Source organism: Bacillus altaicus, assembly GCF_042136375.2.
Classification (GTDB): Bacteria; Bacillota; Bacilli; order Bacillales; family Bacillaceae_G; genus Bacillus_A; species Bacillus_A cereus_U.
Genome location: NZ_CM143394.1, coordinates 4,989,039 through 5,012,333, shown reverse-complemented (window position 1 = coordinate 5,012,333; position 23,295 = coordinate 4,989,039). Strand labels below are relative to the sequence as shown.

Genomic DNA, 23,295 nt, shown 5'->3' with positions numbered 1-23,295 from the left:
TATGGAGAATAATCATAGTTTGGATTTTTCGTCTACCTCAACTCATTATAATGAGAGTCTCCGTGGCACTTTACAAGATAGGATAAACAGTCTTAAAGGCACGGGTGTAAATCTTACAGCCGAAGCATCCAATAACAGATGGAATATTTATGATGAATATTTTTCACAAACATATTTTGTAGACTTTAGCTTCGATTCTTTTTCATCAAAGAAGTTTGATGCTGACCAATTTATCTTGCTATTAAAATCTTGGTTTATTTTACTTTTAGAGGATGGTAACAGCTTTCAGCATTTGACAAGGAAAACAAGAAGAGCAAAGGATGCACTGATCCTAAGTAAAGGATTTAATCTAGAAGCAATAGATGAATTTGAACTTAACTATTTTTCTAAAGAGCTTAAACATAATTCTCTACAAACTAAAGCATCTTTTCTATTAGAATTTCTAGATTTTTGCCAAGATCTGATAGTGCCAGAAGAGTATCTGGAACTAATTTTAAGATACTATCAAATACAGAAATCAACAGCAATAAGAAAATTACCATCAAGCCAAGATGTTCTTAAATTTTCTTTAATAGTTGAAGTATACTTTTCAAATGAGGAAATTGATAAAGAATATTTGGACTACTATCCAATTTATTTATGGTGGAATTTAACAAACATTATCCCAATACGTATTAACGAATTTTGTAATTTGAAATTTGATTGTTTAAATTTTAATAAAGAAGGATGTTTTTTATCTTTACCTCGAAGCAAAAATCTAAGGAATCGTAAAATCGCTTACGACAAAATTTTGATTTCGGATAAAATTGCCAATTCAATCAAATTATATCAACAAAAAATATATTCTGTTAAACCGTCTAAAACATTATTGCAAACGTCTAGTACAGTTCGAAATATAAAACCAGAAATCTTTAATTACACAAATTTCAAGAATTTATTAAACAAATTTTATAGTGAAATTGTTTGTGGGAAGTATGGCCTCAAATTATTAGAGAACAGCTTGGAGCCACATATCCAATCACCTTACAATATTTATAGGAAAATAAGACCAAATGATACTCGCCATTTTGCATTTTTGAATTTAATGTTGCAAGGTTATCATCCCAGTGAGATTGCTAGATTAGGGGGACACAATTCTATTTATTCTCAAATGGCTTATCATAACCACTTGGAATATTGGGTTGATTCAGACCTAATAAAATTATTAGCGAATCAAAAAAGACATTTAGGTGACCTTTCAAACGAATTTTTCAAAGAAATTATTTTCAAAAATGCGATGAATACCACTACGGAAGTTTCTGAAGTTGTTAAAATTCCATTAGAAATCGGTTATTGTACAGATCCCTTACAAGATTGTCCTGTAGATGAACACTATCTCTGTAAGCATTGGAGAATAACCTTAGATGATTACCAAAAACATTATGATAAACTACAAAACATCCTTGTTAATCAAGAGTCTGTTCTTAAATTATGCATCGATAAATTATTAGCACTTCATAAAACCGGTCTCATACATCATAAAAATGATGTATATGATGAAAAAAATTCGCAATTCAATTATCAATTAATTGAAAGTTCTAAGAAAGTAAAAGATGCATTATACCAATTAGCAAAACTAAAGGAAAGGTTTGAAATATATGAAAAGTCGAGGGCGTAAGCCTAAAATATATCCTAAAGATATTCTTCTAAAGATTATTGATGATTTCTTAAAAACTCAGGAAAATGTTCAAATTATACGTTATAAAGAAATATTCCTTTATGCACTAGAAAAATATAACAAAGGAGTATTAGATTTTAAACTGAGTGAAGATTTTTGGAGAAAACCTGGTCGCCAAGGAAAATTGTTAGTTGATGAGATCAATAAAAAGAGAAGCGCTTTAATAGAAAATAATAAACAATACATTGAAATTATTTCAACAAATGATGTTATAAACAGATTATCACAAGACACTCCAGCTACTAAAAAGAAAATTATTAATCAACTGAAGGTAAATGAGTATGGCTATCGAAAAATATCTACTCGCTACAAGCAACTCAAAGAAAAAGAAGCTAAGATGACACAAGAAATCATCGAACTTAAGGCTGAGATTGCTAATCTTAAGGACAATAACGAAATCTATCAAAATGTTCTTTTTCAATGGGCAAATTTATCAAGTATTAAAGAGCTTGATTTAATAAACTTAATTACAACTGGAAAAACTAGATCTGCTACAGTGGAACAGCTATTTCAGGATATGTTTAAAGAACAGCCTAATAAGGTTATGCTAGAGCTTAATACTGACAATAAAATTGATAATGTAGTAACAATAACGAAGACAAAAAATACACTTATCGAAGACTTAGACTTATAGTTTGCCAATAAAGTGGAAACATAAAAAATATATTTCACTTATAACTAAGAGAACCTTACTCAACTAGCATAGGTTCTCTTAATCTAGGTATGTCTTTGTATAGTATATTCGCTTTTAAATTTCTCCTGTGTTTTGTGAAATAAATCCTTTAAGTAACGTATAAGTCTTCAACTTCTTTAATCAATTCATGAGGCGTTATTTTTAGTACCCCACAAATAATAAATATCGTATTAATGCTAGGCTGTCTTTGCCCACGTTCTAGTAATCCAATAAAAGTTCTATCTAGGTCGCATTGTAACGCCAATTGTTCTTGGGAAAGACCAGCTAGTTTTCTGTGTTTTCTCAACACGGTACCAAAAGCTTTTGATATCTCCATAAGCTCACCTCTTAGTTAATTAACTAAGAAATTCACTAATTTAATCGACCGACTATAGTCATCATAAAAAGGTGATGCTACAATATTAATAAACATTTTTTGAAGGAGATTTTTTATGTCTAGTAAGAAATATGGCGAAAGTTTTAAAAAGAAAATTGTTCAATTACATCTTGAAGGAAGGGCAACAACTGAACTGGGTAAGGAATATAAAGTGTCACCCACCGCAATCTATTCTTGGATAAAACTATATGCTGATGAATCGGCTATTTCTTTTAAAGAATTTAGTGCTATTCAAAAGGAAAATAAACGTTTAAAACAGGAAGTAGAAATACTTAAACAAGCAATGACAATAATGACCTCAAAATAGAACTAATACTTATCCATATGTGGATTTGAAATAAAGTTTGATTAAAATACGGTATCTTTTTTTGTGAAAACATTGATAAACCAGTGTTTTATGTTTATTTATGATCTATTAACAAAAAGCATATCTGCTTCGTACCTTAATCGGTAAGAAACAGATATGCTTTTTATTTTCCAAAAAAACAAATTATCTATTTACAGAATGCATTCTGTTATTTAATATAATAAATAGAACGCATTCTGTTAATTAACAAAACGAATCGGATGGTGATTAAATGTTTAAAGTTGGAGATACACCAAAATTTTTCACACAACAAGGCCTTAAATCGGATACTGAATTACTTCTTGATAAAGTCATTATTTATCGCTCAAATTCTCGATTTACCTCAAGCTCTAATGCTGGGCCTGCGAGATCGATGTTGGTAGATGGAAAAGCGACTGCTTTTCCCGAGCCATTGAAGATGAAATTCCGTAGACTTGATACCTTAGTTACAGCCAGAAAAAATTTTCACATTTATCATAACAGTGCAGAATTTATTGATGGATATTCTAGGTTTTGTTATGTTTATTTCGAAAATGATAAAGTTTTTGTATCGGAATATCAAAAAAGAAGTCAAGGCAGCAAATATTCGAGCTTCTTCAAACTTTTAGAAGCTAAACTTATTCAAGCTAATTTTTCACCAACTTCAGAAGAGAAATCAATTTTTCATATCCCGACAGAACGCATCGATGAGTTTGTGGATATTGTAAATGATATTTCACAAGCTTACGATAATAAAGAATTCGAACTATGTGTTGACGGAAAAGAGTTCATTTACAGCTGTAATTGGTTTAATCGGGTTTACTATAGGGAAAAAATAGATGGTGTGCCAGAAGAATTAATGAGTGATCTCAAAGCCGTTGAAGCTTTTGATGCCTTAGTGAAAATTCAAGATTTAGGAACTGAAAATGGAATTAAAATTAAAAAAGAAGCTATTCGTAAGATCAAAGCCGTTTTAGATTCCGTTTTATAAAGTAGAATCTGCATAAAAAAGCATGGTCCATACCCTTTTGGCAAAGGAATCAGGTCCATGCTTTTTTTATTATTCTGCCTTCTGCGTTTAATTAAAATCAATCCTTTTCTCTTTAAATGAACGTTCAATTTTATTAAAAAGTTTAATCAAAACTCATTGAGAATTCTTTGATTGAAGAGAAGAAGCATCGCATCTTTTTTATAAACGTCATAAATTCCTTCAAAACATCACGTCTTTCTTACAAACATCGTGACTTTATTTCAAATCCACACCATATTTCATGAATTCGAACTGTGTTATAGTATAAGTACAAGATATTGAAGGAGCATGAAGATATGGCAAAAAGCTTAGTATTAGCAGAAAAACCATCAGTAGCTCGTGATATTGCGAATGTACTGAAATGTAATAAAAAAGGGAATGGCTTTTTAGAGGGCGATAAATATATCGTGACATGGGCACTAGGACATCTAGTAACCCTAGCTGATCCAGAAATGTATGATAAGAAATATCAAAAATGGAATTTAGAAGATTTACCAATGCTACCCGATCGTTTAAAACTATCAGTAATTAAACAATCCGGTAAACAGTTTAATTCCGTTAAATCACAGTTAAATCGTAATGACGTAAACGAAATTATTATCGCAACAGATGCGGGGCGTGAAGGTGAGCTAGTGGCCCGTTGGATTATTGCGAAATCTAAAGTAAATAAACCAATTAAACGTTTATGGATTTCATCCGTAACAGATAAGGCAATCAAAGATGGATTCAATAATTTAAAGCCTGGTAAAGCATACGAAAACTTATATTTTGCTGCCGTAGCTCGTTCTGAAGCAGATTGGTACATCGGACTAAATGCCACTAGAGCTTTAACGACAAAATATAATGCACAGTTAAATTGTGGGCGTGTTCAGACGCCTACTGTAGCCATGATAGCTGCACGTGAAGATGAAATTAAAAACTTCAAACCACAAGTGTACTATGGTATTGAAGCGCAAACTGATTCAGTCAAACTAACTTGGCAAGATACTAAGGGGAATAATCGAAACTTTAACAAAGAAAAAATTGATAGTATCGTAAAGAGCTTAGATAAACAAAATGCTACTGTCGTGGAGATTGATAAAAAGCAGAAGAAGTCATTCTCTCCTGGTCTTTATGATTTAACTGAGCTACAACGTGATGCCAATACAAAGTTCGGTTACTCAGCTAAAGAAACATTAAACATTATGCAGAAGTTGTATGAACAGCATAAAGTGCTAACGTATCCTCGTACGGATTCACGCTACATTTCATCTGATATCGTCGGAACACTTCCAGAGCGTCTAAAGGCATGTGGTGTAGGAGAATACCGCTCTTTAGCACATAAAGTATTACAAAAGCCTATCAAACCTAACAAATCATTTGTTGATGATAGTAAAGTAAGCGATCATCATGCGATTATTCCAACAGAAGGATACGTTAACTTCTCAGCATTCACAGATAAAGAACGCAAAATTTATGATTTAGTTGTAAAACGTTTCTTAGCTGTTTTATTCCCAGCATTCGAATACGAGCAACTAACGTTACGTACCAAAGTTGGTAATGAAACGTTCATTGCACGTGGAAAAACAATTTTACATGCTGGCTGGAAGGAAGTATACGAAAATCGCTTTGAAGACGATGATGCAACTGATGAGGTAAAAGAGCAACTTCTACCTCGCATTGAAAAGGGCGATACATTAACTATAAAGCTAATTATGCAAACATCAGGTCAAACAAAGCCACCTGCAAGATTTAACGAGGCAACTTTACTATCAGCAATGGAGAATCCTACAAAATTTATGGATACGCAAAATAAACAACTTGCTGATACATTAAAGTCGACTGGTGGATTAGGTACTGTAGCGACACGTGCAGATATCATTGATAAATTATTTAATTCATTTTTAATCGAAAAACGTGGTGGCAAGGATATTTACATCACATCAAAAGGTCGTCAACTGTTAGAATTAGTTCCAGAAGAATTACGTTCACCAGCTACGACAGCAGAGTGGGAACAAAAACTTGAACTAATTGCAAAAGGCAAGCTGAAAAAAGATGCCTTTATTAATGAAATGAAACAGCACACTAAAGAAATCGTTGCAGAAGTTAAAGCAAGCGACAAAAAATATAAACATGACAACATTTCTACAAAGTCATGTCCTGACTGCGGTAAACCAATGCTTGAGGTAAACGGTAAAAAAGGCAAAATGCTTGTTTGCCAAGATCGTGAATGTGGTCATCGTAAAAACGTATCTCGTACAACGAATGCCCGTTGCCCGCAATGTAAGAAGAAACTAGAATTACGTGGGGAAGATGCAGGCCAAATTTTCGCATGTAAATGTGGCTATCGCGAGAAATTATCCACATTCCAAGAAAGACGTAAAAAAGAATCTGGAAACAAAGCTGATAAACGCGACGTTCAAAAATATATGAAACAACAGAAAAAAGAAGACGAACCATTGAATAACGCATTCGCGGAGGCATTAAAAAATTTAAAGTTTGATTAAATTCATATTTTAGAGGAGAACTTTATAATTTTCATTAGTGATGGTAGCCGCACTTCTCCAAAAATAAGGGCTTACTTTTGTTTGCAAATATACTGAAAAAAACTTTGTGCAAGTGCACAAAGTTTTTTATTTACTAACAAAATATCCGATTGTATAAATAGCCCATAAATGAACTGGATATAAAACATAAAACATAAAACATAAAACATAAAACATAAAACATAAAACATATATTTCGTGAATGCATTGTTTAAACTGTGCTCGCCATTATATAACAGAATAAATGGTAAAGTAAATACCATCATCCATCCGTTGTTACATCCAAATATTACCATTTGGGGGTACCGCCACATCACTATCAAGCTAACAAAATAAAATACCTCTTAAAATGAAAAAATACGCTTTCTTTCTGTAGACTTATAGGAAAGGATGGCGTTTTTTTACACTTGGGGGTAAAGCAAATTCTTAAGTTGATGGGCATGGGTCACCATATCAAAAAAAGAAAATTGTACGTTTTGACACATTTCGGACATAAATTAACCGGTACCTTGTACGATAAGGAACCGGCTATTAATGTTGCAAATCTTTTACTAAACTTATTTATAATGACTTAATTTATTTACATTGGCATACCTGGTAAAAACTTCGCTATTAATACAATAATTGCGGCTAAGAAGAACGCTTTAATAATGAATAGAATAATAATTGGAATCGATGCTTTCACTTTGCTTAATCCAGCTGTAATATGTAATCCGAGCCAAATTAAGACTAAATTCCATACATAGAATACTTCAATTGTATTACCAATTCCATATGCAAATGTACCTTCCGTAAATAATAATCCTAAACTCGTATATTGAGTCATTCCAGTACCAAAGATTAGACTTAAAATTGTATTAATAAGTCCACCAATAATAAGGACAATATTTGTATAAACTACAATATTCAATAAAGTTTTATAAGGGGTATCATTTCCCAAAAACATCATAAACATTTTATAAATAGCTGCTATGAAAAGTGTTCCAACCATCGCACTAGCAAAGCTTGATCCAATTCCAGAAATCACTTCGGATGTAAGTGAACTTTGTCCAGCCAGTTCACCTAACTCTTTTTTCATGTTAAGCATCTCAGGTGAGGTATGTATAACATACGCACTTAAACCACCTATAAGTCCTTGTAACAGTGCTATGAAGAAGAACATACCCCAAACTTTCTTGTTTGTTTTCATTCTTTCAAATTGTACTCCAGGAGATGTAATCATTCCAAATAATGATGGCTTTTTCGCACCTACATCTTGTGTATTAATATTCGCTTCCATTATAGCGCCTCCTTCTATTTATATAATCCTCTTAAAGGATGGTATAAACAATTCACTTGAACAATATGTATGTGTAGTAGAGATATTTATCTCTACTACACTAGTAAACTATTCGTAGCGAAGTGCTTCAATTGGATCTAATTTCGCAGCTTTATTTGCTGGGATTAATCCGAAAATAATACCAAGTGTCATTGAGAATAATACGCCTCCAACAACAACTTCCCATGAAACAAGCGGTGGCCATTTCGCAAATGTCGAAACAATATATGCCCCGCCATATCCAAGACCAATACCAATTAAACCGCCAAGAAGCGTTAACATAACTGCTTCAATTAAAAATTGTAATAAAATTTTACTACGTGTTGCACCAAGTGCTTTACGTACCCCAATTTCACGCGTACGCTCTGTTACGGATACAAGCATGATGTTCATAACACCAATGCCACCAACGACTAATGAAATGCCAGCGATACCACCAATAATCATTGTCATAATACCTGTCATTTTTGAAATACCTTCTTGAATCTCTTTTAAATTCATAACTTCGTATTTACCAGTTGCATCACTTGGTTTGCGACTGTTTAATACATCTGCAGCTTTTTTACCTGCTTGCTCTAAATCATCTACATTTTTTGCTTGAACAGAAATATTTTGAATTTCATCTTTTCCATACAGTGTCGGCCATAATGAAATGGGAACAAGTGCTTCTGATGGTCCCATTCCCATGAATCCGCCCTCGGCTTTATATACACCAATAATTTGCATCGGTTGACCTTTCATTTCAATAATTTTACCGACTGCATTGGCATCTATAAATACCTTTTCTTCCATTTGTTTACTAATCATGACAACATTATTACCTTCATCTACATCTGATTCCTGTAAAGAACGTCCCTTTAACAACTTTACTTTATTTACTGCAAAGTACTCACTATCTAGACCAGTAACGTTTACCATCTCTTTCTTATCTTCGATATCAAGTGGTTCCATACTTGAATTTGTTGTGACAACATGTGCAATCTCCGGAATTTTTTTAATTTCAAAAATATCTTCTTCCGTTATCTTTGGTGCTTCAGCCATTTCCATACCAAAAGGATCATTCATATCTGCACTATAATGAATTTGAACAGTTTGATTACCTGAACCAGCAAATTGGGATTTCAGCATAGCTTCCCCGCCCTGCCCAATCGCAACAACGGTAATAATAGAACCAACACCGATAATAATACCTAGCATCGTGAGTGCTGAACGCAGTTTATGAGCTAATATAGAAGATAGGGCAATTTTCATACTATCGAGTAAACTCATATTGCACACCTACTATCTTCTGTAATTTTTCCATCTCGCAGTACAATGCGGCGAGATGAATAAGCTGCTACCTCTTCTTCATGCGTAACCATAACGATCGTTGTACCTTCTGCATTTAGCTTTGTGAAAATATCCATAACTTGCTCACCAGACTTCGTATCAAGCGCCCCCGTCGGCTCATCGGCCATAATGAACGTTGGATTATTCGCAATTGCCCTTGCAATCGCTACACGCTGCTTCTGTCCACCTGATAACTCATTCGGTAAATGATGCACGCGGTCTGCTAAACCTACTTTACCGAGTGCTTCAAGCGCACGTCTGCGGCGCTCCGCTTTCTTTACGCCACCATATACGAGTGGAAGCTCAACATTTCCCACCGCAGAAAGACGAGGCAGTAAATTAAAATGCTGGAACACAAAGCCGATATATTCATTACGAATTAAAGCAAGCTTTGACTCGTCTGCTGTTAAGATATTCACGTCATTCAGCATATATTCGCCTTCTGTCGGACGATCTAAACAACCAACAATATTCATAAGCGTTGACTTACCAGAACCAGACGGCCCCATAATGGAAACAAACTCACCGCTCTGAATCGTTAAACTAATACCATGTAAAATTGGTACTGCAAGTTTACCTTGATAATATGTTTTAGAAATGTTGTTTAACGTAATCATTTCTCTTTCACTTCCATTCCGTCATATACGTTGTCGGAAGGATTTTTAACCACCTTTTGCCCCACTGTTGCGCCTTCAATAATCTCTGTCCATTCCCCATCAGTGGCACCTTTTTTCACATTTTGTTTACGAAGCTTTCCTTTGTCCTCGATGTAAACAAATGTGTCTTTGTCTTTTTCTACAATGCTCTTACTTGGAACAGCAATCACCTTCTTATTCTCTAAGTTTACTTGTAAAGAAACGTGATAACCTGGAGATAAGCCATCTTGGCTATCAAGACTTGCTTTATATGTATATTGAGACATATTTTGAGTTGCTTCACCCGCGCCAGCAGCTTGCGCCATTTCGGCGCTCGTTGGGAATTCACTTACTTCCGTAATTTTACCTGTCCATTTCTTCTTACTATTTGCTTTCGCAGTTACAGTAAATGGTTGGTCCTTTTGAATTTGTGACTTCTGAAGTTCCGTTAATGTCCCTTGAATTTGAAATGGTTCTTTAGAGGCAATTTGTAAGAATGCTTTCCCTTGTCCACCTAATGCCTGCGATGAGCTTTGTGCTGCATCTTTATCTAACTTCTGTACAACACCAGCGAAGTTACTATAAATAGTAAGTTCTTTTTGTTTTTTCTGTAGCTCTTCCTTTTGTAGCTTTCCTTTTTCTTTCTCAAGATCAGTTGTCTTTTGTTGCATTTCTAATTCACTTATTTGTTCTTCCATTGGATCTGTTACTTCTTTCCCAGCTCCACTATCCTTCGCTTTCTTAACTTCTTTCTTTAATGAATCTATTTTCTTTTTATTTTGATCGTAACGCATATCAGCCATCTTTTGATCCAGTTCCGCTTGTTTCATCTTTAAATTAATTTCTTCGTTATCATAAGAGAATAATTTCGTTCCTTTTTCTACCTCTTGTCCTTCTTTCACCTCAATATCTTTCACTTTTCCCTTTGTTGGATCTGAGTAGAAGCTCTCGATATTTCCTGGTTTTATTTGTCCAGAAATTAACTTCGTATTGTTAAGATTACGTTCTGTTACCTTCTCGAAACTTACAGCATCCACCTTAGCTGCACCTTTCTTCGTACTTTGCATGACAAAAATGTTAATAGCTGCAACAATAGCAATCAACACAATAACCCCAATAATGATCCCTTTTTTCTTCTTATTTGAGGTATGGACTTTATTTTGTAACATAATTTATCCCCTTTCAAAATAATTTATTTTTAATTTGTATAGCAATTAAATACTATAACAAAAAATAAATAGAACTATATAATTAGATACTAGCTATCAGATAATGTTGTCATATTCTATTTTTATCAAATTAAGAATATAAATAAAATGAATTTTCATTCAACTGGAATAGAAAAATTTATAATACTTTCCCCTTTCAAATTGAGCGTGCCAAATAAACATTAACTTAGCAGATTTAAATTATATTTATATATATTAAGTAAACATTAATTATTTTAATATAAACTTTTTAATTCCGTAAAACTAAATTTTTAAAATATGCAAATCTTCATATTTCTAAACTTATTTTCTGTGCTATTATTTCCTAGTACCCGGGGAACAACTTATTTTTAAATTTGAATTTGGGATGTTTAGCCTTTTATATTAATTAATTTAATTTTAATTATATAAGGATTAAACAGATATTTAGGGAGGAATTTCACATGAAAAAAGTTATGATTATGAACCTTATAGGCTGTAGCGCAGGTACTGCCTCAGCAATTATTTCTGCTATGGATTGGATTTCTTACGCTTCATTATTAATGTCTCTAACTGGAGTTGGCGCTGCAGCTTCTGCAGCCGTTTGGAGTTATCGTGCTACGATTTTAGGATTAACTAGAATGGGTAAGAGAGCTGCAGCAAACGCGCTTTAAAAAGAGATAGTGAGGGGGGGCTAAATAGCCCCCTAATCATCTTGGACTTTGCCCTTAACTAAAATTTTAGTTAAGGGCAAAGTCCAAGATGATACGTTTGTATTGCATTAGAGTCACATAATACTATTTTTTTGCACGAAAGCTAGGGGTTATTTATACCTTTGTTAATTGAAATAAGAAGTATTATGACGAAATAGAAAGGGAAATGGCTAAAGAGGATATATTCTTTCAGCCCCCTCACTGCATGCTAAATACGACCAAGCCATGAAGTTATTAAGTGAAAAACTCACTAAATTTTACAAAAAGATGGCCATCACTTCTGAATGGAGCAGAAGTGATGGCCCGCTGTTCGTGTATTAAAAATTTCAAAGATTTGTAATCTCCTTTTTACTAATAGCAATAAAATAATGAAAAACTAAGAAAAATAGAGAAAATAAGAAACAGTGTCCAATCTTAGGAGGTTGACCTGTTAACTTCTTTTATTATAAAGGAGATAAAAATGCTCAAATTAAAAAATAAAAGAGTAGTTAATTTACTATCTTTTTTCCTACTGGTTCTAGTAGTTGTTGCGAATTCATTTTTTACAATTAAGCAGTTTAAAGTTATTGAAGAATTTAACAAAATACAAATGCACTTCCAATTGTTTACTGATTCCTTTGTCATTGTTTTTTTAATTTTGATACAAATGATTGCGTGTATTACCGTAGTAGTAATAGAAACACTATTTGTGACTTTCGTTACAAATTTCATCATTAAGAAAAAGCTAAAGTTCAGCAACTTTTTTTCACTAATAATTTTTGCGAATATAACTTCCATCTTATTAAATATGACTATTTTTTCGATTGCTGGTTTGGATAATTTACAAGATATTCAATGGATGGGTTGGTCTCCAGGTTCTCAAATGTTTTTGACGGGTTTTATCTATCTATATTTATCTAATTTAGATAGTTCCATTTCAAATGGCTTGAAAATGAAACTAAGTATAATTATATTTTCAATAACTTATGGTTTGACATTTATCTTTCAAATGTTGACGACTTTTGTGTAATTTCAATAATTGTAGGAAGGTGTATTATATGGAAAAAAAATTTAAGATGAAGATGAAGATAATGTTAATAGTATCGATTCTATTTGGTTTGGTATCAGCCTTTACCTTGATAAAAACTATTGTGAAATTATTAGGGAATTGATGAAGATGAAGTACTTCAAATTCAAACGATTAATGAAAAAAAGAAAAGCATTTGCAAATATAGAGATTTTATTTGGGGCTTTTCTAAATAAGTTAGCAGATGGTGATAAAAAATTATTGCTAACTTTTATGTATAACGTAAATATATTCTTTACTTTCGTTTCGATATTAGCACCAATTTTTGTTTACGAGCTAATTTATTATTTTCGTTCAGATATAAATCCTTTTTATATCGCAACTATCTATTTTTTTGTGATGATTTTGATCACAGATATTAATAATGATGATTATGATCCAGAAGAGATGGAGAATATTTCTCAGTGGATGTATAGAGCTCAAAAAAATAATTTTAAATTACTTATCATAGAAAAATTGTTGTTTACATTTGGAACAAAAATTCTTTTTTATTGTTTTTTTATAATCATTTTTATGAGAGAACTTCATTTTAGTTACACAACAATATTTTTATATGAGTTTTTAGTATTAATAACTGTTTTATTTACTATTATCTTGAAATTCTTGTGGAGTAATCATCAGATTATCTTTTTATTTATTCATGGGCCAAACAATACAAAAAAGAAAGAACATATAATAAAATATCGAAACGACTACCAATTTGATAAGTATCAAATTGCTTTATCTCGATCTTGTCAAAATAGAACTTACTATTTATATATGATATACACTTATATGTTTACAGTAGCTTCTCTATGTATAATATGGATTTTAAATTTTTATTTTAATATTGATAAATTCATTATAATTTCTGTTTATTTAGCAGCAGAAAGCGCCGCTATTAGTTTTGTATCCCAAGGGATTATAAATAGTTCAAAAATGTTACAGGACTCTAATTTAAGTGATTTTTATTATATAAAGAAATTTAATCAGAAAAATTATTATAATAATTTACTTGCTAAGTTTCTTTCAAGAAAGCTCATAGTAATCCTAATTAGTTATTATCTTGGTGTATTCATCCTTTACGGGTTGTCATTATTTACAGTTATCACCATTTTATGTTCAACAATTATCTACTACTGCTCAATAAAAATCATTACAAAAAGGGTTTATCGCTTTAAAAAACTATCAATAGAAGATATTAAAAGCAATTTCTTTATATATTTTTTTAATCCTATTGAAGATCTATTAGTTTTAGGATTACCTTTTATTACATGCAGTGTTGTAGCTGTTTATTCAATGAAATTAGGGAATATATATCCCATAATGGGGTTCTTCATTGTATATTCTATTTATTTATTGTTTTATAATTTTCTTACAAAAGAGAGGTAAGACATGCTTGAATTGATAAACATAAAAAAAAAATATGGTGAATCAACTTACATTTTTGATGGAATAAACTTGAAAGTAGATAACATGAGTATTGTAGAATTAGTAGGTAAAAATGGTATAGGTAAATCAACGTTGTTGAATGTAATTGGTGGAATGACAAAATTTGATGGGGAACTCATACTAAACAAATTTTCAGTAAAGGACAATTTTAAAGAGTATATTGCAGGTGTCTCATTAATTGGTAATACACCTTTCTTATACGATTACTTAACACCCTCTGAAACAATAGATATGGTACTATCTTTTCTAAATAGAAAAAGATTAGATTCATCTTTAGAGCATCTAATGCAAGAGATTGGACTCGATATATATCAAAATACTTATACACGTGAATTATCATTAGGAACTAGACAAAAACTATCATTAATATTAGCCCTTCTATCTTCACCTAGTTTAATTCTCCTTGATGAACCTTTTGTTAATTTTGACATTAGGTCAAGGAAAGTTACTCTCGATTATTTGAAGAATTACATAATTCAACATAAAGCAATTTTAATTTATGCGACTCATTCAACGGATACTGATTTGGCTGATTTTTCAGACAAAAAAATAGTTTTAAAAAGAGATGGGCAACTAGATAAAGTAGTTCTGGGGAGTGACAATTGTGAAACTTAAATTATTTAGTATTTGTTTTATTGTCTGTTCAGTTATAGGAATTTCATTTTTCTTTTTGGGTTTTTTACTACTTCCTAATGAACAGTTTAATCCTAATTTACAGCCTTCTTTCATCACTATTTTTAGTACTAACTTTGAAATACATTTTAATACAATCATATTCTCCATTATTAGTTTCGGATTTTTTTCTTTAATTTTTTTGTTCCAACAATTTTTTTCTTTAGGATTTGCTTTTCATAGCTTGGTAGAACAAACTTCCTTAAAAACAGCATATTCTTATTTTGCAGGTCACGGAATAGTTGAAATCATAAATATGTTTTTCACTGCAGCAATAGGTTTATTTGTAACGTTATACATTATTAATATGATTAGAAAGAAAGAATTTAATAAGAACTCATTTATCATATTAGGAAAAAATCTTTTAATGTTATTAATTATAGATCTAATACTTTTATTAGTTGCAGCATTATTAGAAACATATTTATCCCCGTCATTAGTCGACAAAAGTCATATAATTTAACGTAACTACTCGGCCACCTTTTGGTGGCTTTTTTCTATTTTACTAGCTTCGTATGTTGCCTTTTTGCAAATACTGATGGTATCAAATCAGGAAGGTGGTAATATGATCAAAAGAAAAATCATTTTAGATACGTATGAAAAAGATTCCACTACTGCCAAGTAGAGACGGGATTTTCCAGGTAAACTAAGATAAAAGAAAAGTTGATTGTAGATGGCTAATAGCTACCTAAAACACCTAACAAAATGATGTTATTTCATCGCAAAAAACATTTAGCTTGGAGAATATCCAATCCATAGCTCTCACTCAAATATAATAAAACTGACAACTATAGCAATTAGTTGTATCTCCTTCTAAATCAACTACATGATATAAGTACATCCACTGACTTGTTTTACTTTAATATAGATTTCATGATTTTTCTACTAGTTATATGGTGATTTCAGCTAAAATCTTATTTTCTCTTCTAATTGCTATCCATATTAGGGGTACTGACGCATGCCCATCAACTTAAGAAAACAGATTCACCCCAAAACGAAAAAATGAGCTTAATTCTCATATATAACTGTCGAGAGATAAAATTTTTGTTTTGGTGGTGCTTCAAAATATTAGCTTGATGGCGATGTGGCGGTACCCCTATTTGAGTAGGGTTTCACCATCTATAATTAAAGGAATTGCTTCAATCAATGAGAATAATACGTATGTTAAAATGAGCCCAATCTTCTTATCTCTAAAGAAATAGAAGATTAATGTCATTCTTACCCCAAAGAAGCTTGACTCTGTGAAAAGTCCTAGTGCAGCTAAAGGAATTGCAGCTGGAATTCCTACCAAGGTACTAGAGAAATAGAAGAAGTAATATTAAAAATTAGGTTGTAATACACTTATTTATATATTTTGAATTTTATTGGAAAGTCTAAAGTGAAAAGATGAAAAATAAAAGCCTTCCTGTATATGGAAGGCTTTTATTTTTCAATCTAATGTTGATACAAATGGAATAAGTGTTCTTTTATTCCTATAATATTCCATTTGTATTTTGAAGCGTATGTTTGTTATATTTACTGTAGTAGTATTATAGTAATACTCTGGAGTATATAATAAAAAGAGAGATGTTGGCGCATCTCCCTAGGTAACTGTTATCATAAGATCGGTTGCTAAAATATTATTTCTGTTTAGAATCGTCCTCACGCTGGCAGGCATTTGGGACGATTCTTTTATTTGATTTATTTTTGATTTTATCAGCTAACTTATCTCCGTATGCTGCTAAGATTATTGTTAAAAAACCCTGAATAGGATCATGTAATAAATTGGTTAAGTAATCAAATAGTTCCGTTATTTCCATCTTCGCACCTCCTTTCACTCAAAAATATTAGAGAAAGGATAGCAACTTAATCATCTTACGATAACAATTGATTTCATCTTAACATGAAAAAAAGTAAATTTAATAACCCTAATTAATAAATTTTTTTCATTAATTCTTACAAAATTATTAACCTTCAATATTTTAATAGATTTTTATTTTATAACGTAGCCTTCCTATAATTAGGAAGGCTTTTCTTTTAAAAGAACATATTAATAAAAAATTGACTCGCTACGTTTGCTAAGAACGTAACCAGGAATGCTAAAACGAATTTAATGAATTGTTTCATATGTACCACTCTCCTTTCTTTCAATTGACTTAATATATAGTAGATTCTATTCCAAGCTTTTATAAGACAAAAACGTCTGATCAGGTCGAATAAAAAAAATTGTTTATTTTTTTGCCTCTTTAATCTTTTCGTGCGAAAACTACAAGACTATTAATTCGGAAATGTAGTGGTTACTTTAGAATCAAATAAAAGAAAAGGACTGATTTTCAGGAGACCCTTTCTATTCCTCAGTGTTTGTTGAAACTCAAATATATGGTATATTTTACATATGGGAATGTAGGAGGGGTAGTATTGGCGAAGGATGTAAATGAATTAGAAGAAATTGATAAAATTGCAGAAGTTAATCAACTAGAAGAGATAGATCTAGTAGAAGATAATATAATCGGAACCAAAAATGAGAAATTTAAACCAACTAATGATCAAATAAACACTATTTTCCATTCCTTAAAGACCTTAAATCAAGTCGAGGTATTAAACATTATAGAAAGCTTCAAAATCCCAATTGATCATACTGCTATACGAAAAAAAATTGATTTAATTGAGTATCTATTATATGGATTTAGAGAAGGGCTGTTTAGTGAGAATTTATTTAATGAATTAAGAAGCCAAGCTTTCAATCCAGATATTGATAGTACTGATGGTTTTTTTGTCTCCTTCGAAGCAGAAATAGGAGCGGTAACAAAACAAGGGCTTGAGACATTTTTAGGAGGATGGAACCAAGTAAATAAAACTAAAGGTATTGAGCTTATAAGTTTTTCAGATCAAAAGGCAACAATTTTTGTTAAGAAACATACTGAGAAGTTTATATTTGATCAGGATAGTATGTTCAGTATCAAATATAATGATGAAAAAAGAGCTAAAGCTGAGATACATTTCGATAAAAATATTATCTATATACAAACTACAAATACTGTGATTTATGCTGCAATAAGAACAATAATTAGAGGGTTCTTACAAGATTTCTTAGGTATTGAAAAAATCTTTTTAGCCCCACCAAAAATGAGTAAAAATTTAAGTCTTACATTTAATGAGGACTTTACAGAAGCAATACAGGAGAATTCAGTACATCCAAATACTATTAAATTACTAGATATACTTTTAGAATTGGATACTTCAAGTTCAAGTTTTAGCGGATTTGAATGTGTAAACATTACACTTGATCATGAAGATACTATTAATCGTAAGAATGCAAAATCTAAAATAGTTTCTCAGAAGTACGGCGGGGAAGACCTATTAAAAAGTAAAAGGGTTAGGGAGCTTATATTGAGTAATCGTATTATTTACGAAATAGAATTTATCATTGAGTATAATCATGAAGATTCAGACGGTAATATTAGAAAGCACATGATAACTGTAGGTATGATAAATGATAGAAAAAGTTCACTAAGAATTTTCATTAAAAATAGTGACTATAATCTTCGGGCTGTAATAAAAAACGCATACAATGAGGTTACAAATGTTTTTATCGCTAACTATGGTCAGTCAACTTTAAGAAATGAGGGTAATATTAAAAAGCTCCTAGGGATTGAATAGTATGAAAAATAAAATTTTAAATGAAGCTGTATTATATACATTCAATAAATCCAAGGACTTTTTTAATGCTTTAACAAACCTTATTGATAGTTTTAAAAAAAATGAGGAGATTTTAATAAACATAGATTTACTAGATTACTCTAAAGATAAAGCTTCTATAGTAGATGAACATTATCATAATATGTTAAAAAACAATATCTGCGAAGATAATCAAGTTAATATCTATCTTTTTTACAATCTTCTTTGGGTTTGTGTAGAAGATGTTTTTGAGTATTCCTCATTATTAGAAAAAGTTGAACTTACATTAGGAGATTACATTTCTCGTATTGATGTAACAGATAAACTATTTGTTGACTCTATTTTCAAGAGCAATTTTAGTGATAATCTCCTCGAAATAAACATTGATGGTGATGATTTATTTGAATTCGAGGAAGAAACCTTTACAGGTAGCTTTATAAACAAGACCTTTGTCTATAAAGACATTATCACATTTAAAGATATATATATTAGATATGTCAAATTCCAGCCTCTTAATTTAAATGTAGTCCTCACCTTAAGAGAACCTAATATTGTTCAATTTAGCAATTACATTGATAAAGAAATACATTTGAAATTAGTTAAAAGCTTTTCATTATACATTTATAAAACTAATAAGAAATTACTATATTTTAGAACAGGAGAACAAAAATGAGAAATATCATTATTACTAGTACTTCCAATGGATATGAAATTGAAGAAACACCCCATCAAGCTTGGCACCCAAGTGACGGTTGCACTGTAGATTTTGTTTTTGACTACAAACATATCCCACAAAAAGAATATTTATTAAATGTTATTAAGTTATCTAAGGAATTTGAATGGATGTCCGTAGAGGGCGGGATTTTTTATTTTGACCTTGAAAAAATAAAAAAGAGTTTTAATATATTTTCTGATTGCAAATGGATGAAAAGTTATATAAAACTAAATCCTAGTATTGAAAATAGCTTAGATGCATCAAAATATATGGTTAGTTTTTCAACAACTAAAGAAGAAATTGAAATTTACGCTCCAAAAAAGATCTTTTTAAGCCATAAAGGAGCAGATAAGCCTCTGGTAAGAGAGTATTTTTATTTATTGAAGGAACTGGGATTTGAACCATGGCTAGATGAAGACGCTATGGTAGCTGGAACTAACCTTAACAGAGGTATCGATCAAGGATTTCAAGAATCATGTGCAGCGGTCTTCTTTGTAACCCCTTCTTATATAGATGAGGGATATCTAGAAGATGAGGTAGATTATACAATAGGTGAGAAAAAAGAAAAAGGGGATAAATTTGCTATCATTACCTTGGCTTTAAAGGATGAAAAAGGAGTTACAGGTGAAGTTCCTCGTTTATTACGTAGAAAATATGTTTATAAAGAACCAGCGTCTCAACTGGAAGCTTTTAGGGAGATAATTAGAGCTCTTCCTTTAGAAACAGGTAAAAAGAATTGGAAATATTGAGGTGTTTTGTTTGGTTAGCTTGATGGGCTGGTGGTACCCTCGGTATTGCTTATTATAAACTAGACCAAAGTTTGGTTATCACGAATACCTATTTTACTAAACAGGCACAAAACCAGGCGGAGGGTACCAATGTAATGTTTTGGGACCGTGATACGCTACAGTAAAAGTTACGTGAAATGTATGGAGAAATAGAGAATCACTGAAAAAAATTCCTCGGATTATTAAGCAGATGCGGGGGATTTTTTATTTGAATAATCATTAGTATAGATTTGAAATAAAGTTGTATTGTTTTGAAGAAAGTAATACTGTTTGTAAAAAGTTACGTTGTTTTATTCCTTCTCGATTAGAGAATTTTAAGTGAGTTTTAATCGTTTTTTTTACAATGAATGTATAATATTTCACAAAGTAGGAATCTGTTTTGATTAATCTTTTTCAAAATGGTTTCCTTTTTTTCTTATCAAATAAGGAGAGGTGTTTTACAATCAAATGGAGGTCTTTGCTACTTTAAATTATCTTTATAACCATATAAATTTGGGAGAAAATCATACAAGTCATGTAAATACTAGAAATATTAATTTCACCCTAACTATTGACGGGATACATTTGTACACGACCACAATTTAGTTGGGCATTAAAGCGAGTAGTTAATGCTCGAGTCGCATTAAGTCCGATATACCAGTCAGCCTCTGAACGTGCGACAGCTGAAGCGTATAGATTGTCATATGCTTTTCCTGGTTTTAAATTTGCGAAGCCATCTTTAATTGCTTTATCGGTAACAGATGAAATCCATAGACGTTTAATCGGTTTCTGCATTTTAACTTTATCGATAATCCAGCGTGCGACCAACTCGCCCTCACGACCGGCGTCAGTAGCTATAATGATTTCATTTACATCTTTTCTAAGAAGCTGACTTTTTACAGCGTTAAACTGTTTCCCTGTTTGTTTAATAACGGTTAGTTTTAAACGCTCCGGTAGCATTGGTAAATCTTCTAAATTCCACTGTTTATATTTCACATCATAGCTTTCTGGATCAGCTAATGTAACGAGATGACCTAAAGCCCAAGTAACAATATATTTACTACCTTCAAGATAGCCGTTCCCTTTTTTATCACATTTCAGTACACGTGCGATATCACGTGCAACAGAAGGTTTTTCAGCAATTACAATACTTTTTGCCATATTTAAAAACATCCTTTCAAATTTCCATACGTTAAATATAGCATACATCTTTGTTCTATTCAGTCTTGCTGACGGTTTGAGTTATTTGTGGTGAAATATACGTGTGAGAGTTTTACTTATATAAAGGCGAAGAATGGTTGAACCAGGAGAGTTCTGATTTCTATCATTCTATAAAAGTAAAGAACTTGTTATTTTACTAGAATAAGAGTAGACTTTGAAGTAGATGAATAATAAACACATGGGAGTTTGTGGATGCAAACTGAGAGTATGACTAGTCCGTCATTGACCATTTGAACCTGTTGGATAATGCCAGCGTAGGGAGAGTGTAAAAGCACATGTTCAGGCACTTTGCGTACGCGCAAAGTGCCTTTTTGTGTATCTCCCATCACTATAGTTAGGAGATGAAAAGGATGAATATGAAAGAAATTAGTAAAGTAGTGGATTTGGTGAGAGAGTCTAATCCACTCGTGCATAATATTACAAATGTTGTTGTAACAAATTTTACAGCAAACGGTTTGTTAGCATTAGGAGCATCACCTGTAATGGCGTATGCAAAAGAAGAAGTAGCAGAAATGGCTAGCATTGCGGGAGCCCTTGTTTTAAATATGGGTACACTTCGTCCTGAAGAGGTAGAAGCGATGTTACTTGCTGGTAAATCAGCAAATAAGAATGATGTACCAGTATTGTTTGATCCAGTTGGGGCAGGAGCAACTTCTTATCGAACAGAAGTTGCGAGATATATTCCAGCTGAAATCGATTTAGCTGTTATCCGCGGAAATGCAGCTGAAATAGCTAACGTTATTAATGAGAAATGGGAAATTAAAGGTGTAGATGCTGGTACTGGAAACGGTAATGTTGTAAATATTGCAAAACAGGCAGCGGATGAATTAAATACAGTTGCGGTAATTACTGGACAAGAAGATGTTGTTACAGATGGAGAGCGAACTATTCTTATTCGAAATGGCCATCCTATTTTAACGAAAGTTACTGGAACAGGTTGTTTACTAACTTCTGTAATAGGAGCATTTGTAGCGGTAGAAAAGGATTATGTAAAGGCAGCAGTAGCCGCATTAACATTCTATGGAGTAGCAGCAGAAGTAGCGGCTTCGAAAACAGTAGAGAATGGACCAGGAAGCTTTCAAATTGAATTTTTAAATCAGTTAGCGAATACAACTTCAGATGATATTGAGAAGTATGGAAAGATTGAGGTTATACAGTAAGGAGAGGAACTAGATGTCGCGCATTACAATGGATGAAATGTCTAGGTTATTACCAGTATATTTTATTATGGGAAGTAACAATTGTACGAAGGAGCCTCTACAAGTATTGAGAGATGCACTAGAAGGTGGTATAACAATTTTTCAACTTCGTGAAAAGGGAGAAGGGGCTTTAACGGGAGAGAAACGTATTGATTTTGCGAAAGAACTACAAGCGCTTTGCAAGGAGTACGGTGTACCATTCCTCGTAAACGATGATGTGGAACTAGCCCTCGAGTTAGATGCAGATGGCGTGCATGTTGGACAAGATGATGAAGGAATTACATCTGTTCGTGAAAAGATGGGAGATAAAATTATCGGTGTATCTGCCCATACAATTGAAGAAGCACGCTTTGCAATTGAAAACGGGGCTGATTATTTAGGAGTTGGCCCTATTTTCCCAACGAGTACAAAAAAAGATACGAAAGCTGTGCAAGGAACGAAAGGTTTAGCTCATTTTAGAGAACAAGGAATTACAATGCCGATTGTTGGTATTGGTGGGATTACAATTGAAAATACAGCTGCGGTTATAGAAGCGGGTGCGGACGGTGTTTCAGTTATTTCAGCAATTAGTTTAGCGGAATCTGCTTATGAAAGTACGAGGAAATTAGCTGAAGAAGTAAATAAAAGTTTGTAGAAAAAGCCCATGTAATATTTTAAATGCTATATGGAGGAATAGACTGCCCAAAAAGTTTAAACAAACGTTTGATTAAAAAAGCAC

General features: G+C 32.1%; 22 protein-coding genes, 1 pseudogene and 1 riboswitch. Of the genes and pseudogenes, 16 read left to right on the top strand and 7 right to left on the bottom strand.

The window, feature by feature from the left end; all coding sequences use genetic code 11:
• The first annotated feature begins 1 nt into the window (after nt 1).
• Both ACE38F_RS25860 and ACE38F_RS25855 read left to right on the top strand, forming a co-directional pair.
• Nucleotides 2–1,657, top strand: a complete 1,656-nt coding sequence (locus ACE38F_RS25860) for a tyrosine-type recombinase/integrase (RefSeq protein ID WP_375370584.1) — start codon at nt 2–4, stop codon at nt 1,655–1,657.
• The gene (locus ACE38F_RS25855; protein WP_375370583.1) at nt 1,638–2,351 is read left to right on the top strand and encodes a hypothetical protein; all 714 of its coding nucleotides are present in this window, start codon (nt 1,638–1,640) and stop codon (nt 2,349–2,351) included. Before ACE38F_RS25860 ends, ACE38F_RS25855 begins: the two co-directional genes overlap by 20 nt.
• Nucleotides 2,352–2,499: 148 nt before the next feature.
• On the opposite strand, the gene ACE38F_RS25850 is transcribed toward ACE38F_RS25855, so the two are convergent.
• Nucleotides 2,500–2,727, bottom strand: coding sequence for a helix-turn-helix domain-containing protein (locus tag ACE38F_RS25850; RefSeq protein WP_375370582.1), 228 nt, complete (start codon nt 2,725–2,727; stop codon nt 2,500–2,502).
• 115 nt (nt 2,728–2,842) lie between these two features.
• Here ACE38F_RS25850 and ACE38F_RS25845 point away from each other — a divergent pair, with 115 nt between their 5' ends.
• From ACE38F_RS25845 to ACE38F_RS25835, 3 genes are all read left to right on the top strand, one after another.
• Complete coding sequence (locus tag ACE38F_RS25845; RefSeq protein WP_375370581.1) at nt 2,843–3,094, top strand: transposase; 252 nt, start codon at nt 2,843–2,845, stop codon at nt 3,092–3,094.
• 271 nt (nt 3,095–3,365) lie between these two features.
• Nucleotides 3,366–4,103, top strand: a complete 738-nt coding sequence (locus ACE38F_RS25840) for a hypothetical protein (protein ID WP_375370580.1) — start codon at nt 3,366–3,368, stop codon at nt 4,101–4,103.
• 335 nt (nt 4,104–4,438) lie between these two features.
• Nucleotides 4,439–6,628 (top strand): DNA topoisomerase III, encoded by a 2,190-nt coding sequence (locus tag ACE38F_RS25835; protein WP_375370579.1) that lies wholly within the window; start codon nt 4,439–4,441, stop codon nt 6,626–6,628.
• Between the two features lie 619 nt (nt 6,629–7,247).
• Here the strand turns inward: ACE38F_RS25835 and yknW are convergent.
• The 4 genes from yknW to ACE38F_RS25815 form a co-directional block, all read right to left on the bottom strand.
• Nucleotides 7,248–7,946, bottom strand: a complete 699-nt coding sequence (gene yknW / locus ACE38F_RS25830; RefSeq protein ID WP_375370578.1) for a YknW family membrane protein — start codon at nt 7,944–7,946, stop codon at nt 7,248–7,250.
• A 108-nt stretch (nt 7,947–8,054) separates the two neighbouring features.
• Nucleotides 8,055–9,254 (bottom strand): ABC transporter permease, encoded by a 1,200-nt coding sequence (locus ACE38F_RS25825; protein ID WP_087994606.1) that lies wholly within the window; start codon nt 9,252–9,254, stop codon nt 8,055–8,057.
• A complete protein-coding gene (locus tag ACE38F_RS25820) occupies nt 9,251–9,931 on the bottom strand; it encodes an ABC transporter ATP-binding protein (RefSeq protein ID WP_375370577.1) in 681 nt (226 codons plus the stop codon). Before ACE38F_RS25820 ends, ACE38F_RS25825 begins: the two co-directional genes overlap by 4 nt.
• Entirely contained in the window at nt 9,928–11,118 is a 1,191-nt protein-coding gene (locus ACE38F_RS25815) for an efflux RND transporter periplasmic adaptor subunit (protein WP_375370576.1), read from the bottom strand. The genes ACE38F_RS25820 and ACE38F_RS25815 overlap by 4 nt, the downstream gene beginning before the upstream one ends.
• A 494-nt stretch (nt 11,119–11,612) precedes the next feature.
• On the opposite strand from ACE38F_RS25815, the gene ACE38F_RS25810 reads away from it, so the two are divergent.
• The 5 genes from ACE38F_RS25810 to ACE38F_RS25790 all read left to right on the top strand — a co-directional run bounded on the left by ACE38F_RS25810 (nt 11,613) and on the right by ACE38F_RS25790 (nt 15,481).
• Nucleotides 11,613–11,810, top strand: coding sequence for a hypothetical protein (locus ACE38F_RS25810; protein WP_375370575.1), 198 nt, complete (start codon nt 11,613–11,615; stop codon nt 11,808–11,810).
• 499 nt (nt 11,811–12,309) lie between these two features.
• Complete coding sequence (locus ACE38F_RS25805; RefSeq protein ID WP_375370574.1) at nt 12,310–12,858, top strand: hypothetical protein; 549 nt, start codon at nt 12,310–12,312, stop codon at nt 12,856–12,858.
• A 147-nt stretch (nt 12,859–13,005) separates the two neighbouring features.
• Complete coding sequence (locus ACE38F_RS25800; RefSeq protein WP_375370573.1) at nt 13,006–14,286, top strand: sugar transporter; 1,281 nt, start codon at nt 13,006–13,008, stop codon at nt 14,284–14,286.
• Nucleotides 14,287–14,289: 3 nt separating this feature from the next.
• Entirely contained in the window at nt 14,290–14,961 is a 672-nt protein-coding gene (locus ACE38F_RS25795) for an ATP-binding cassette domain-containing protein (RefSeq protein ID WP_375370572.1), read from the top strand.
• The gene (locus ACE38F_RS25790) at nt 14,951–15,481 is read left to right on the top strand and encodes a stage II sporulation protein M (RefSeq protein ID WP_375370571.1); all 531 of its coding nucleotides are present in this window, start codon (nt 14,951–14,953) and stop codon (nt 15,479–15,481) included. Before ACE38F_RS25795 ends, ACE38F_RS25790 begins: the two co-directional genes overlap by 11 nt.
• Nucleotides 15,482–16,637: 1,156 nt before the next feature.
• Here ACE38F_RS25790 and ACE38F_RS25785 read toward each other — a convergent pair.
• Complete coding sequence (locus tag ACE38F_RS25785) at nt 16,638–16,817, bottom strand: hypothetical protein (RefSeq protein ID WP_375370570.1); 180 nt, start codon at nt 16,815–16,817, stop codon at nt 16,638–16,640.
• Between the two features lie 598 nt (nt 16,818–17,415).
• Here ACE38F_RS25785 and ACE38F_RS25780 point away from each other — a divergent pair.
• From ACE38F_RS25780 to ACE38F_RS25765, 4 genes are read left to right on the top strand one after another with little or no spacing between them, the layout of a single operon-like run.
• Nucleotides 17,416–18,657 (top strand): hypothetical protein, encoded by a 1,242-nt coding sequence (locus tag ACE38F_RS25780; protein ID WP_375370569.1) that lies wholly within the window; start codon nt 17,416–17,418, stop codon nt 18,655–18,657.
• Between the two features lies 1 nt (nt 18,658).
• Nucleotides 18,659–19,348 (top strand): hypothetical protein, encoded by a 690-nt coding sequence (locus ACE38F_RS25775; protein ID WP_375370568.1) that lies wholly within the window; start codon nt 18,659–18,661, stop codon nt 19,346–19,348.
• Entirely contained in the window at nt 19,345–20,139 is a 795-nt protein-coding gene (locus ACE38F_RS25770; RefSeq protein ID WP_375370567.1) for a toll/interleukin-1 receptor domain-containing protein, read from the top strand. Before ACE38F_RS25775 ends, ACE38F_RS25770 begins: the two co-directional genes overlap by 4 nt.
• 44 nt (nt 20,140–20,183) lie before the next feature.
• Nucleotides 20,184–20,303: a restriction endonuclease gene (locus ACE38F_RS25765; protein ID WP_375370619.1), complete on the top strand. Its 120-nt coding sequence runs from the start codon at nt 20,184–20,186 to the stop codon at nt 20,301–20,303.
• A 439-nt stretch (nt 20,304–20,742) separates the two neighbouring features.
• Here the strand turns inward: ACE38F_RS25765 and topB are convergent.
• Nucleotides 20,743–21,318: pseudogene (gene topB / locus ACE38F_RS25760) on the bottom strand (DNA topoisomerase III); the annotation flags it as partial.
• Between the two features lie 228 nt (nt 21,319–21,546).
• Nucleotides 21,547–21,656, top strand: a riboswitch (TPP riboswitch).
• 72 nt (nt 21,657–21,728) lie between these two features.
• On the opposite strand from topB, the gene thiM reads away from it, so the two are divergent.
• A complete protein-coding gene (thiM, locus tag ACE38F_RS25755) occupies nt 21,729–22,538 on the top strand; it encodes a hydroxyethylthiazole kinase (RefSeq protein WP_375370566.1) in 810 nt (269 codons plus the stop codon).
• Nucleotides 22,539–22,551: 13 nt separating this feature from the next.
• Complete coding sequence (gene thiE / locus ACE38F_RS25750; protein ID WP_375370565.1) at nt 22,552–23,211, top strand: thiamine phosphate synthase; 660 nt, start codon at nt 22,552–22,554, stop codon at nt 23,209–23,211.
• The last annotated feature ends 84 nt before the right edge of the window (nt 23,212–23,295 follow it).